Annotated in this window: 11 protein-coding genes; 6 read left to right on the forward strand and 5 right to left on the reverse strand. The window is 35.3% G+C overall.

The annotated features are described in order from the left end of the window. The first annotated feature begins 352 nt into the window (after nt 1-352). Nucleotides 353-967: a hypothetical protein gene (locus tag F6K18_RS01070; RefSeq protein ID WP_287517827.1), complete on the forward strand. Its 615-nt coding sequence runs from the start codon at nt 353-355 to the stop codon at nt 965-967. A 450-nt stretch (nt 968-1,417) separates the two neighbouring features. Here the strand turns inward: F6K18_RS01070 and F6K18_RS01075 are convergent, their stop codons facing one another. The 3 genes from F6K18_RS01075 to F6K18_RS01085 form a co-directional block, all read right to left on the reverse strand. Beyond that, complete coding sequence (locus F6K18_RS01075) at nt 1,418-2,716, reverse strand: TIGR03118 family protein (RefSeq protein WP_287517829.1); 1,299 nt, start codon at nt 2,714-2,716, stop codon at nt 1,418-1,420. Between the two features lie 411 nt (nt 2,717-3,127). Beyond that, nucleotides 3,128-4,912 (reverse strand): fatty acyl-AMP ligase, encoded by a 1,785-nt coding sequence (locus tag F6K18_RS01080; RefSeq protein ID WP_287517830.1) that lies wholly within the window; start codon nt 4,910-4,912, stop codon nt 3,128-3,130. Between the two features lie 1,116 nt (nt 4,913-6,028). Continuing rightward, on the reverse strand, nt 6,029-6,181 hold the full coding sequence (locus F6K18_RS01085) for a hypothetical protein (RefSeq protein ID WP_287517832.1): 153 nt from the start codon (nt 6,179-6,181) through the stop codon (nt 6,029-6,031). A 5-nt stretch (nt 6,182-6,186) separates the two neighbouring features. Here F6K18_RS01085 and F6K18_RS01090 point away from each other — a divergent pair, with 5 nt between their 5' ends. From F6K18_RS01090 to F6K18_RS01100, 4 genes are all read left to right on the forward strand, one after another. Beyond that, nucleotides 6,187-6,384: a BrnT family toxin gene (locus F6K18_RS01090; protein WP_287517834.1), complete on the forward strand. Its 198-nt coding sequence runs from the start codon at nt 6,187-6,189 to the stop codon at nt 6,382-6,384. A gap of 390 nt (nt 6,385-6,774) precedes the next feature. Continuing rightward, on the forward strand, nt 6,775-6,894 hold the full coding sequence (locus tag F6K18_RS37205) for a hypothetical protein (protein WP_375341288.1): 120 nt from the start codon (nt 6,775-6,777) through the stop codon (nt 6,892-6,894). 127 nt (nt 6,895-7,021) lie between these two features. Beyond that, on the forward strand, nt 7,022-7,204 hold the full coding sequence (locus tag F6K18_RS01095) for a DUF6887 family protein (RefSeq protein ID WP_287517837.1): 183 nt from the start codon (nt 7,022-7,024) through the stop codon (nt 7,202-7,204). Nucleotides 7,205-8,387: 1,183 nt separating this feature from the next. Then, nucleotides 8,388-9,611, forward strand: coding sequence for a glycosyltransferase (locus tag F6K18_RS01100; RefSeq protein WP_287517839.1), 1,224 nt, complete (start codon nt 8,388-8,390; stop codon nt 9,609-9,611). A gap of 877 nt (nt 9,612-10,488) precedes the next feature. Here the strand turns inward: F6K18_RS01100 and F6K18_RS01105 are convergent. Continuing rightward, nucleotides 10,489-10,614, reverse strand: coding sequence for a hypothetical protein (locus F6K18_RS01105; RefSeq protein WP_287272947.1), 126 nt, complete (start codon nt 10,612-10,614; stop codon nt 10,489-10,491). A 467-nt stretch (nt 10,615-11,081) separates the two neighbouring features. Between F6K18_RS01105 and F6K18_RS01110 the strand changes: the two genes are divergently transcribed. Next, a complete protein-coding gene (locus F6K18_RS01110; protein ID WP_287517841.1) occupies nt 11,082-12,422 on the forward strand; it encodes an MFS transporter in 1,341 nt (446 codons plus the stop codon). Nucleotides 12,423-13,176: 754 nt separating this feature from the next. Here the strand turns inward: F6K18_RS01110 and F6K18_RS01115 are convergent. Next, entirely contained in the window at nt 13,177-14,112 is a 936-nt protein-coding gene (locus F6K18_RS01115) for an OmpA family protein (RefSeq protein ID WP_287517844.1), read from the reverse strand. Between the last annotated feature and the right edge of the window lie 80 nt (nt 14,113-14,192).

A 14,192-nucleotide genomic window follows, 5' to 3' on the forward strand; every position in this document is an offset into this window, starting at 1 on the left:
TATTCCCTATTCCCTATTCCCTATTCCCTATTCCCTATTCCCTATTCCCTATTCCCTATTCCCTATTCCCTATTCCCTATTCCCTATTCCCTATTCCCTATTCCCTATTCCCTATTCCCTATTCCCTCTTTTCTGGAGATGTCTATTGCTAAAGCCCAACTACGAGCCTAATCATAACTGTTCTACCGAACATGATATAACAGGTTAAAATAGATAGAAATCGACGAAATCAGGAAATATAAGCATCTAAAAAATTGATAAAAACCTTGAATTTTGACAATAAATGCAAGCTATCAAGTATTAATCTGTCACAAGTTAGAAAGTAGCACCCTTTTTTTTTAATTGGCATAATATGTCTATAATTCCAATTATTAATCCGACTCATTCTTATACCTTTGCTGACTATTTTAAATTAAACTCTGAACCTGACGAGATTCTATCGTACTTTGGCTATGGGCATGAATCACGACCGCTAAATTTACCCCAAACTCATCGTCAACTCGAACAGTTAGAAAGTTTAAAACAACGCTTGCAAAAAATTTTACCCTATGTCAGTTTCACTAGCGAAATGGCTAGAAGGGAATTTCTGATTGCTCCTGTTTTGATGGAATTAATTCACTACACCCAAGTCAAAATCAAAGTGGGGTATTCCTTAAAAGTTAGCGAACACCTAAAAGGTGAATTAGATTATTTTCTCCAGACCAAAACTCAGTTTCTAGTTATTGAAGCGAAAAATGCTGACTTACAAAGATGTTTCATACAACTGGCAGTGGAATTAATTGCTGTAGAAAAAGCAGAATTTGCCAACTATTCTATGCTATATCGTGCAGTTTCAATGGGTAATATTTGGCAATTTGCTGTTTTGGATACTCAAGAAAAACGAGTTATACAAGATACAAATTTATATCGAGTTCCAGCAGACTTGACAGAGTTATTACAGATTATGGTGGGAATTTTAGAAGGTTGATATGCTGTTTACCATTAATATCAACTATTATTATCTTGAAGAAGAAAAAAGTGGATGGAGACTCAAACCCTAACCAATTGTAAACACCCTGTAGACGGCGGGGTATTAAACCCAAAAGAATAAAGATAAAACTGTGTCGAAGTTCCCCTGAGACCAAACCTGGTTGCATTGGGATAATATCAATTCTACTATTCAGCCATAGTAGTAGCGCGTCTAGACCAAAATTATGAGTAAATGCAGGCCGATAATATTGAATTTACTGTCTTCTTAGCAATTGCTTTATCCAAATTCTAAAGCTAGATACCCTAGTAGGGTGGCAAACATTGAGCAATATAGACCCGTGATCGATAAAGTAACACTTGCTCACCCTACAAAATTATCCAGCTAAAAAATGTGTAAGTCCTGTTTTTCTCAACTCATAGCCGTAAAAACAACAACTTGAAGTCGACCTTAACCACGACGACCCTTGCGCGCTAATGTTAAACCTGCAACTCCAAGTAAACCTAAAATACTGACTGTCGGTTCGGGAGTAGATTTGTTCTGTGCTACTTGTAAAGAGCCAAACAAACCATCAGCTTCATCATTAGGACCTGCTGCAAAGTAGAGATGATTTGTCTCGCCCAAACTAGCACCATTACCAAAAATTAGTCCCCAGAGACCTTCTATTTCAATAGGATTACCAGATTCATCCATTAAGAAACCAATTTCTTCGCGAGTTGTACGATCATAACCGACAATTCTGCCGTCACCGAAGTTACCGACCAATAAAGCATTACTAAATTCGCCAAAATCATCTGGAGCGATCGCTAAACCCCAAGGAGCATTCAGTGCATTTTCATTAGGGTCATCGGTGTCTTGCCCCCATATATTCAGCAAGTTACCTTCAATATCATACTCAGCTAGTCGCCCTAAACCTACCTTTGCTTGCTCTTCACCAGGCTCATCACTTAGTTTTGCATAGGCAACGTAAAGATTACCATCTAGATTTTGGATATTGAAGGGGGCATACTCTTCACCAAAAGGATTCTCAAATAAGAAATTAGATGTAATGTCATTAAAGTCTTTATTCCAAACATCTATCCCTGGGGACTTTATACTGAAATCAGCAGCAAATAGAAGATTATCCTCTGGTAAAGTTGTTCCTGCCATACCTTTGTAGATGGCAAAGTTATCGTTATCTGGATTATCGTCAGTATTTTGGTCTGCAAATTCTGAATTATCTGCCACTACCAAATATTCAACAGGTCTGAGTATACCATCGTCTGTAGGTACTTCTATCCAAGTGGAAAGTGTTCCACCCTCTTCCACTGCGAAAAATCGTCCTGGGCCAGTAATTGTTCCTAAATCAGGATTGTCCGGATCGAGAAACATTGTTACCTCGAAATCTGATGGGTGTGGACTAAAAAACTGCCCAGTCGGAGCGCCTGCGCTTCCTTCTGGTGCATTGGGGGATGTGGGAATAGTCACAAATTTCAGGTCGTCTTGAAATAAGGGTGTTCCACCAACATCTCCGACATAGGTAGTTACAGTCCCAGAATCAGTATTAGTTACCCAAAAGTGTCCCCCAAATCCGGCGGGACGGATGGCTAAATCCCAAGCATTGACGACTAGAGGGTCAAGGATATGAGGCTCAAAGTCCGGATTATTTGATACAAGATTTGTTTGAAAGTATGCGGCAAATGCCGGGGTTACTCCACTACCGACAATTGCACTAATTAGAGTGCCACATAATACATTGATAGATTTCATCTTGAACTCTCCTCACATTTTCATTCTGGAATGAATAAATTTTTAATAATAAAGACTCTCAATAAACTAACAAGATACAAGATATTTTTACATAAACTTAAGAATTATTTAGATTTTATAGCAGTCGCCATTTTTGACATATCAAAAGCTTAAAACTCAGACAAAGCAAGATTTTTTCTGCCTTCTGCCCTCTGCTATATATTCCCTTTTGCCTTCTGGAGCTGTTGCCTTTGAATATTTTGACTATATAGTTGAAATCCTAAAGAGCTTATTATATCAAATCCGGTAGCATCGGTGTAATTAGATGTCCTAGGGGCGAATGGCCATTCGCCCCTACAGGAATGAGGAGGGAAGAGAATTTAGAAAGATTTGACTATTGCCTGCTACCAGAAAGATGCTATGATTTACCCCCTAAGAATTTTGGCTATCTATATAATTACCAGCTAATTCCGATACACTACCTTTTTCAGTCTGAAGTTGCCATTGACCTACTACATTTAGAGAACCTTCCAAAAATTGACTGCGACAAACTCCACGCTTAATCTTACCACTGGTAGTCTTAGGAATACTACCAGTCTTTAACAGAGCGATCGCATAAACTTCTACTGTATGCTCTGCGGCCACTGCTTGTCTTATTGCTCCAACTACTTCCTCAATATTCAACTTCCGTAAATAACTGCGTTCCACCTCTTGAGTAATTATCAACCGCTCATCATCTTCTGCCTCTATGGAAAAAGCTGCTCCACAACTAGACCGTAAAGCGGGATGACACTTTTCCACGGTCAGCTCAATATCTTGAGGATAACGATACCTACCCCACAAAATCATCACATCTTTAATCCGACCAGTAATAAATAATTCCCCATCTTGTAAAAATCCTAAATCTCCGGTCCGTAAAAAAGGTCCTTTATCTGCCAAAAAAGCATTAAAAGTTCGCTCCGTTTCCTCTGACTGATTCCAATAACCCCTACCTACACCAGCGCCAGATACCCAAATTTCCCCAACTTCACCATCTGGACGTGGAACTAATAATTCTGGGTCAACAATCATAATTTCATCGCCCAACCAAGCAAAACCACAACTAACTATAGCTCTACTTTTTTCGCCACCAACCACAACTCGGTTTTCTGCTAAAGCTTCGGCATCCACATACTTAACAATTGGAGGTTTTGTTTTTGTTGCGCCACTGATAAATAAGGTAGTTTCTGCCATGCCATAGCAAGGATAAAAAGCTTCTGGGCGAAACCCACAAGGTGCAAAAGTCTCGGCAAATCTTTCTAAAGTTGCAGCTCGCACGGGTTCAGCTCCAGAAAATGCGACACTCCAACTACTTAAATCTAAATTTTTCAGTTGTTTTGGCGTTACTTGCCGAGAAACTAGGTCGTAAGCAAAGTTGGGTCCGCCACTGGTTGTTGCTTTGTATTGAGAAATAGCTTTTAACCAACGTATGGGTTTTTGAATTAAAGCTACGGGTGACATGAGGGTGACGGGAAAACCACCATATAAAGGTTGTATTACTCCACCAATTAATCCCATATCGTGAAACATGGGCAGCCAAATTACGCCCTGACTTTCTGGGGTATGTTCAAATGACTGATAAATAATTTCTGAGTTGTGCAATACGTTGCGGTGAGTTACCATTACTCCTTTTGGTTTGCCTGTGGAACCGGAGGTGTATTGGAAAAAGGCAAGGGTGTCTGGGTCTATTTTTGGTTCTATCCAATTGAGTGCTTCAGAAAAATCAATTTTGTCTGTGGCTATCCATGGTAACTGGTTGAGTTTGGGAGCTAATTCTGGATTTTTGGCTAATTTTTCTTGAATTTCGCGTAAAAAAGATTCTGTGGTGAGAATGGCTTTTGGTTGGGAAGATTCTACTCTTTCTTGGAGTTTGGCTATTGCGTCGTTGTTGAGGGGAGGGTTACTGGTAACGGCGATCGCTCCTGCACAGATACAACCAAAGAAACTGGCGATAAATTCTAGTCCGGCGATATAGGGATAAACGACTAATATTCGGTCTCCTGGGATGATGATTGATTGAAGGTGAGCAGCGATCGCTCTTACTTGTGTGTCTAATTGTTGATAAGTTAAGCTTCCAGACTCAGTTTCTCCATCTGGCAAAAATGTATAAGCAATTTGATTAGGTAGATTTTGTGAGCGATGGTTTAGGATATCTAGTATTGTTGAGTATTTAGCCATTTGAGGATTTTTTCAGCAGATTAATAATTAGAGTATTGTATTAGTAAGTTTTTCTTGCTTACCACATAGTTGTAAATAGGTCAAACCCCTGTTAGAGGAGCTGAGAAAAATTAGTTCATCATGGTTAAATGAATATGAGGCGATCGCTCATTTAAACAATGGAATTATAAGTGTTTCAGGCGTTAAAATCTTATTAGGCAATAACACTCCCTTGGATTTTTCCTTGAATCATCCTATCACAGGATGGGGAAAAAAGGCTGAAACCATTGAAACTATGTTGACGACTTCAGCCATTTTTGACGATTTTTTGTCATGAGTTGATGACAATCTTTTAAATTTTCTGTCAAAGAAGCTGAGATTGATAATTAAAACTTTTCAGATGTTGATTAGAGAGTCCAGTAGGGTGTGTTGATGAAATGCAACACACCATACTATCGACAAAAAAAACTGAACGATTATTAACCTATAGTCATTTAACTTTAGATTGAGACAAAGCTTTCTTGCTATGAGGGAGTTTCAGACGAAAAAACGTCTCATTTTTAAGTTAAACTACTATATAAGCCAATACGGTTCAGTTAAGGATTTTTTTTGCAGTTCTGTAGTCTGAAAAGCCTATCTAATCGTTCCATATCATAGGAGTTTTCGTCTTAATTGAACCGTATTGACCTATAAGTGCGGTGCAACTGTGGCTCAAAATATTGCCAAATCATCTATTTTTATCAACTAAATCACCTAACGCACCCTACTTTTTTTACTTTTCTAAAAAAAATATATTCGTTGCCAAAGTAAAAGTGAAAAAAATTGAACTTTGATTATTCTAAACTGTTGATTTTATAATTATTTTTAATAGCTTTATTTGTAAGTTTAATCTTATTAGCAAATAGCCCCTATCCTTTTTTTTGGGATATAGGATAGGGGCTAAGAATTATGACCTCAAACTAACTAATTTTCTCTTGATTTTATAGCCTGTAGGTATCGGGAATCATCAATATCTAAACATTTTAGGTCGCTCCAAAGATGTTCCCTTATACCTGCTTTTTGATATTCATAGTAATTGAGGTCTTCTGGCCTTAACAAACCTGAGCTTTTGCCCAAAATATAGTCTACCTCAGAAATCTAAAAAGCTACAATTTCATCCTCACTAGCTTGCTCAAGTATTTCACCTAATTTTTCTTCTTGTTCCAGATTTAATTCAGGCAAAGAAGCTAATACTGCATACTCATTAATCAGCTTTTTCAAGCTAGGAGTTAAAGTCATTTGAAGAGGCAAAATCAGTGTTTTATGATGATAATGCCATTCAATTCTGGGATGAACAACACTCTGAGTTAGAGGATAGATTTTTATTGCTTGGTATCAGCTCAAAAATGCGACTATTATTGATAGTTCATTGCTATCGAGAACAAGAATCCGTCATCAGAATTATTTCTGCCCGCAAAGCAACTAAAAAAGAAAGTCAACTGTATGGAAGATAAAACCATGAAACCAGAATATGACCTAACTAAGATGAAAAGTTGTCCTAATCCTTATGCCAAAAAACTCAAGCAACAAGTAAATTTATCTTTAGGGATTTAAGTCATAGAATATTTTGAGAAAAAAGCACAAGAAAAAGGAATTTCGTATCAACAATTAATTAATTTATACCTTCAAGATTGTGTCAACAGCAAACGTGAAGTATCTTTTTAAAACAATAGTGTAATGGCAATCTTGTAGGGTACTTCGCGGTGAAATGTAACGCACTGCTTTGATAAAAAAGTCAAAATTCAAAATTCAGAATTTAATTGAACTAACTTTCAGTCAACTTTTAAGTCTTAATAAGAAGTTAATTGTTGCCAACAGAGCAACAAAAATAAACTGCAATTTTTATTTGTCAGTTGCTATCTAATTTTTATCATCCCATCAATTTATTTCGTTACAATAAAAGGCGAAAAATCATACCAATTACCAAAAATAATGTGAGACTTCCTCAAGACTTCAGTTATTAAGTAATAAGTAACGATTCATTACATTCACCGAGAATATATTATTCGGTTGAAACCCTACTTCCTACTCCCTACTCCCTACTCCCTACTCTCAAGAAGATTTTGAAATATGAAAAAACTACTTTCACAAATGAATAATACAGAACTTCGTCAATATCTTTCAGAAAATCGCAATGATGAAGAAAAGTTTAGTCAAGCATTAGAACTATTAATGAGTCGGAAAACGGAAAGTTTTAAGTATCCTCTACCATCAGAAATAGAAATAGAAGAAATTGAGGCAATTTTTCAAGCCAAATTAAATCAGAAACAATAAAGCGATCGCTCTTGTATAGTGCGTTAATTAAATGTAATGCACCACCTATCGATAAAAAGAAATCAAACTATTATTAATCCATAAGGAGTGGTGTGTTACGGCTCAAAATATTGCTAAATTATCTATTTTTCTCAACTAAACTGCCTAACGCATTCTACTTTTTTTAAACTATTATTAATCTATAAATTAATCTATAAGGAATGGTGCGTTACGGCTCAAAATATTGCTAAATTATCTATTTTCCTCAACTAAACCGCCTAACGCACCCTACTTTTTTTTAAACTAAGCTATAATTTAGGCAAAAGAATAGTAATTAAATTAAAAAACTGTAGATTATGGCGACTCTATAAGAGAGCTTCTTATAATAGTTAATCAACTTCCTATTGAACAAAGTATTTGTTATTAGAAATTGTCAAAAATCAAATGATTGAAGCTAGTCGGGAAGAAATAGCTCAAGAGGCAAAAGAAGCGATCGCCTCTTTTCATTGAGGATAATTACAGTCTCAACCTATAGAAAATATTATCACTGAGTTACAAGCAACTTTAACAGAAGATTAATGAGATAAATCGTTTTAACCCCAAAATTTAAACGGTCATTTCGTAAGTTTGTGAAGCGAAATTCTAAACTTGAACAAAAAATTATTCAAATAATAAAGTTAATGCAAGAAGACATTTTTGCAACTTCCTTAAGGTAAGCATTCAGCTATTAGCAGTCAGCTATCAGCAATTAGTAATGAGTAATTACTTCTAAGGTTTAGGAAGGAGACTTTGCCAGTAACTTTTATTCTTTCTCAATTTTAAAGGTTACTTTTATCTTCCTCAAAATTAATAGCTGATAGCTAATAGCTGACGGCTGTTTGCGCAGCAGTCCGCAGGAAATGCTTACTCCTTAAGTACTCACTCATTATACCAGGGAATAGAGAATAGGGAACAGGGAAAAGCTGGAAAGACATTTCCTAGTCTAAGATTCATCCTTTAGGTATATAAGATAAATTATTAGAGTTAAAAGCTTGTTCTTGTGGCTATGATTGTAGGATAGTGTTTTCTTGAAAAATTGATCAAGATATCACAGAAGAAGTTATTATTTTGATTGATATTGTCACTTATAATCGGGTTTATTAATAATTCCTTAGTTTAAGACTTAGATTTCTTGCCTTTTTCCTTATTTCTTCTTCCTTAATTTATGAAAATTGCTATTATTGCCTCTGGATTTTTACCTGTATTAGATGGAGTAACTGTCAGTGGTTTTTACCGAGTTCAAAAATTAAGTCAATTCGGACATCAAGTTTTATTGTTTTGCCCAGACTATAGTCCCCTTGCTCATTTGTATCCTAATTGGAAAGATTATACGGGTAATATTTTTCCTGGAGTTCAAGTCATTAATTTACCCAGTACGCCATTTCTAGATTTTGAGAGAAATGTGGGATTGAATACTTATAAAATAGTTTGCCGAGAATTAGAAAAATTTCAGCCGGAAATTATTCATGTAGATGAACCGGAAAGATTATTTTTTGCTTTTTTCCGTTTAGCAGGTATAGAATTTGCTCGACAACATAAAATTCCCTGTGTTTGTACTTTCAGAACTAACTTTTTAGATTATTTTGAAGATTTTTTACCTTTGCCAAAAGGGATTAGCTTGATGTTGAAATTAATCTTTGAAAAAAGTTTTGTCTCTATTTACAATCAATATGATTTAACCTTGGTTTCTAGCAGTGTCACCTATCAAAAAATTGTGAATATGGGTATCAAGAATGTTAAGTATACTAATTTTCATGGTTTTGATGTCGAAAAATTTCAGTCAGCGAGAATAATAGCTAATTTTTGGGAATCAAATTATCAAATTCCTAATTTAACTAATAAAGTAAAAATAGTTTTTTTAGGGAGATTAACCGAAGATAAAGGTTGGCAATTTACCTTAGATGCTTTTGTCAGACTTCAGCAATTAATTAATTTAGACAGTCTTGCCATAATAATTGTTGGTGATGGTCCGATGCGCGATGAAATATCAAATAGATTAACTAAACTGACAAAAAATGTATATTTATTAGGTAGAGTACCTCCAGAGAATATACCTAATATTTTGAAAAATAGCGATTTTCATGTCACTGCTTCAGAAAAAGAAACTAGAGGTTTAACTGTATTAGAAGCTTTTGCCGCAGGTATTCCAGTAGTTGCTCCTCAAGCAGGAGGAGTAGTGGAAAATATTCAAGATGGATGGAATGGTTTATTATTTAAACCAAGAAATCAGGCAAATTTTTGTGAGAAATTGAAGCTATTAATAGAAGATAGTAATTTACGGATTCAAATGGGTATTAATGCCAAAGAATCTATTGCTAAATATACTTGGGATAATGCAGTCGCTAACCTAGTGAAAATTTGGCAAGAGCAAATCACTCAAGTCTCTTGAAGAAGGAAAAAGTAAGGAGGAAGAAGGAAGAAGAAAAAAGGAAAAAGTGGATGGGGAATAAAACCCCGACCAATTGTAAACATCACTTATGAGGTGCAGGGTATTAAACCTAAAGGAAAAAGATAAAAATTAGTAACGAAGCATATCAGCTATCAACTTTTGCTTCTTTAATTTGGTGGTGGTGCATTGTATTAGTAGTCTATTGTAATTATTTTACTCAAGGATAAAAGCAGTCGGAGCATCTTGCTCCCGTATCTGGTATTCCTTTTTGCTGTATACCATTACACGAGCAGGAATACCAAGATAAGTACCTGTGCAAAATTAATTTATAGTAGTTTAACTTAAAAATGAGATGTTTTTTCGTCTGAAACTCCTTCATAGCAAAAAAGCTTTGTCTCAATCTAAAGTTAAATGACTATAACATTTGTTAGTCGGGAACAGGGAACATGGAACATGGAATAGGGAATAGGGAATAAAATATACTTTTGTGCTAGAGATGTCAATCTAAAAATTATTTTTCCTACTTATTTAGAGCTGATTTATAAAGTAAATATTAAGAGGATAAATGCTTTACAGTATAAGGGTTTGACACTATCTAAGCCCCCAGGACATAATTTTCGGCAAACCCATGCTAGAAAGGAGTTTTAACTCAGTTTACAAATCAGCTCTTAAGTTAACTATCAAATATACAATTAATTTGCTTTTGCTATTTATAGCAATTCTCATACTGAAAAATAAGAAAAACAGGTATATATCACTAACCAAATCGACGCTGTATTTGTAGTAAATATTTACAAAATTGGTATAACTGCCCTAATTATAGACATATGGAATCGAGGAAAATCTCAAGCATAAACTACTTAAAATTTGATATGAACTACAGATAATAGTCTTCAACCTCACCATAATCTAAATTTACTTGAAAATTTTCCCCAGTTTTTTCCCAAAAGTCAACTTTGTATGTATGAATTAACTTAAATAACATTCTGATTGTTTTTCTCAAAATTATATCCTGAAAGCTCTATAGAATTTTCTATATTTTTTTGTGTCTTTTCCAACAATAGTTCTTGGATTCCTTTGAATAATAGTATTACAGAAAATTCTTGATAAAACTTACTGATAAAAAGATTAAGACAATATAATCTTTAAGCTAGTTAAAAAATATCCAGTTAAAGTAAATAGAGATACTAAGAGATGCTATTAATTAAAAAACCTCATAAACCAAAGAATTTTAGTTATTAACTTAATTAGGTCTTAATTAGGTAAGTGTACTTGAATAGCTAGCAGAAAATTAATTTATCGGGTAAAAACGAAATTTTTAATAGCTGTAGCAATCATTAAAAAAAATCGACAAATTAATACATACTTAATTCGATCGCTTTAGTCTGTTAAAGTTATAATTAAGTATTAAAAAGTCTACCAAATCAATGCTATTCCATTCTATTTTCATTCCTCTAGCAACTCAAGGTTATGCAAACATTCTTATTTATATGGTTGGGACAAATTGTTTCCCTATTCGGTTCTAGTCTGAGTGAATTCGCTCTAGCAGTATGGGTTTATCAAACAACAGGTTCGATTACCCATTATGCTCTGTTATCCTTATTCATTCATCTACCTAGTCTCTTAATTTCACCATTTGCTGGTGCAATGGTAGACCGCTGGAGTCGTCGTAGGGTAATGATTGTCAGTGACTCAATCACTGGAGTAACAGCATTTGCAATAATGTTATTGGTCTTCTGGGGGCAACTGCAAGTTTGGCATATCTATATAGCAGTAGGTATTAGTTCCGTCTGCAATGCTTTTCAATGGCCAGCTTACACCTCTGCCATTCCTCAACTTGTACCAGTGCAACACCTGAGTCGCGCAAATGGGATGGTACAAGGTGCAATAGCAACATCAAGAATACTAGGTCCTAGCATAGCGGGATTGTTGATTCTTAAAATCCATCTTCACGGAGTATTATTAGTAGATTTTGGTACTTATCTGTTTGGGTTGCTGACTCTGTTGAGTATAAAATTCCCTAGAAGAGAAAAGAAAATTACCAGACGTAGAGTAAGTATTGAAGAGTTATGGCAGGAAGTTATTTCAGGTTGGAATTATGTAGTTATACGTTCTGGTTTACGGAAGTTAACTATATTCTTTGGTGTTATTTACCTAAGTGCGGGAGTATTGCAAGTTTTATTCTTGCCAATGGTATTAAGTTTTGCCTCTGAAAAAGAATTAGGAATAGTAATGTCTGTTAGTGGCATTGGAATGTTACTAGGTAGTGTAGCAGTCAGTTTATGGGGAGGTACTAAGCGTCGAATAGAAGGAATTTTAATCTTTGCATTTATTCAGGGATTATGTTTATGTTTAGGAGGATTCAAAACTGCTGTAGTATTAGCTGCAATTGGCGGTTTTGGTTATTTATTTTCCAGGGCAGTTATTGTTAGTTTGAATCATAGTATTTGGCAACAGAAAGTACCTCAAGATTTACAAGGACGAGTTTTTGCTTTGCAGAATATGATGGAAAAGTCTTTGTTAGTAATTACTCATTTAAGTGCAGCGCCTTTAGTGGAATTTATGTTTAAGCCGTTGATGAGTGAAAATGGAATTTTAGCAAGTAGCGTAGGCAGAATTATTGGAGTTGGAGATGGCCGGGGAATGGCTTTATTATTTGTATTAATGGGTCTATTGAATATTGGGGCAGTATTAGTCGCCTATCGTACTCCAGAGTTACGGCGAGTAGAGAGAGAGTTACCTAATGCTGATCGCTTTGAAGTTGATAATACTGAATCAGACAATACTGAACAAACTGTGTTGATGCAGTAGCTCACACTGATTATGGCACGGATACACGGATACGGAGGGGAGTGGGGAAACAAGCAAATCCTATTTACACCGAAAGCGCTGTATATTACTCTGACTAATTCGATTTGACTAGACTTGGAGGACAAGGGAGAAAAAAGCTTAAAACTCAGACAACGCAAAAAAATTTTTCCCTCTTCCCTCTTCCTTGTGAAAATAAAAGCAATTCTTATCTATAAAATTATTGGCGTTGGTGAATCAAGCTATGAAACCTAAATTTTGCAAATATAAAATGCTTTTCAGTTAATAGTTAGGCAACTGCCATTAAAGCACAATCATAGCCAAAATTACCAACGCCAAATTATCAATTATTTTGATAAATAATTGGGTCTAATACCATTTCTCACCCATTCTTGCTACATCTCCTTGAGAGTAGGCAGTAGGGTTAAAAGACATAAGATATTTTGATTTAATACCGATAATCGCATACAAACATTACTGAAGCATTATTATTACTTAATAACTGAAGTTCCATGGAAAGTATAGCATTAATGCATGGGAATTGGTATAATATCATATCCGGTTAAACAGTTAACGGAGGAGTCAGGAGTCAGGAGGGGAAAAAGAAGAAGAAACAGGAGAAAGTTTTTTTATCACTAATTATCCGGACATGATATAAAACCCCGCCTTTTAAGGGGAAATATTTTTGTTGAATCCCCGTTACAAAAATAACTTCTGACTTCTGACTTCTGACTTCTGACTTAGTTAATCCTCTTCCTTATTTTTTATGAATTTTCACCTCAATCCGACGATTACGTTGCCGATTAGTTTTAGAATTATTTTCTACTATAGGACTAGATTCTCCATAACCAATAACCAAAAAACGGTAGCGATCGCCCATATTTTTTGAGAAATATTCTGCTACTCTTTCTGCTTGCAAAAATGATTTTTCCTGATTGACCTTGACTTTACCTCGATTATCAGTATGACCAGAAACACTAATTGTCATTTCTGGATAATTTTTCAATTCACCAATTAAATTATCTAAAATTGACCTTCCCTCAGAACGAATTGTATTACTATCAGACTCAAACAAAACATCACTAGGAAGAGTAACCATCATTGTCTTTTCACTAAAAACTGGCTGAGAAGGCTTACTTATTACTTCTTGATTCTGACGACCAGATATAGGCAAAGCTAACTGTTGAGCTATTAGGTCCAATCTTGCCTCTAAATTTCCATCCGATTTTCTCACACCCAGTTTATTTTCTAAATTCCTGGTACGACCAATTAAACTATTTAACTGTGTTTGTAACTTTTGAAGCTCTGTTTGTAGTTCCTGTCTTTGTACCTCAGTCAGTTCAACTTGAGGCGTAATAATTTCTGGGGTAGATGCGGGAGTAGACCTTGAGGATTGAGGTAACTTTTTCTGAAATACCATACTTCTAACACCACGGAGTAATTTTTCTGAGATGGGTATCTCTTGGTTAGTAGAAGGATATTGAAAAGCGATCGCCATTCCCAAAACCCAGGAAAAACCGCTAGTTACAATCAGCAGCAAAAATCGAAATATTAAGGATAGTATTAACAAACCCATGCCCGGAGACCTAGTATTAGGAGTCCGGTCGGGAGAAGATTGACTCACGGTTTTTCCCATTCGTTGATTATTCTGATTTGATACTACCTCAAAAACTGAATTTGAGACATAAGACATAATACCGGAGTATAACTTTATCTTTTCTTTTGTGGGTTGAATACCTCACTGTCATTTCAGTTATCAGTTATCAGTACCTG

The organism is Okeania sp. SIO2C2 (genome assembly GCF_010692625.1).
GTDB classification, from domain to species: Bacteria; Cyanobacteriota; Cyanobacteriia; order Cyanobacteriales; family Microcoleaceae; genus Okeania; species Okeania hirsuta.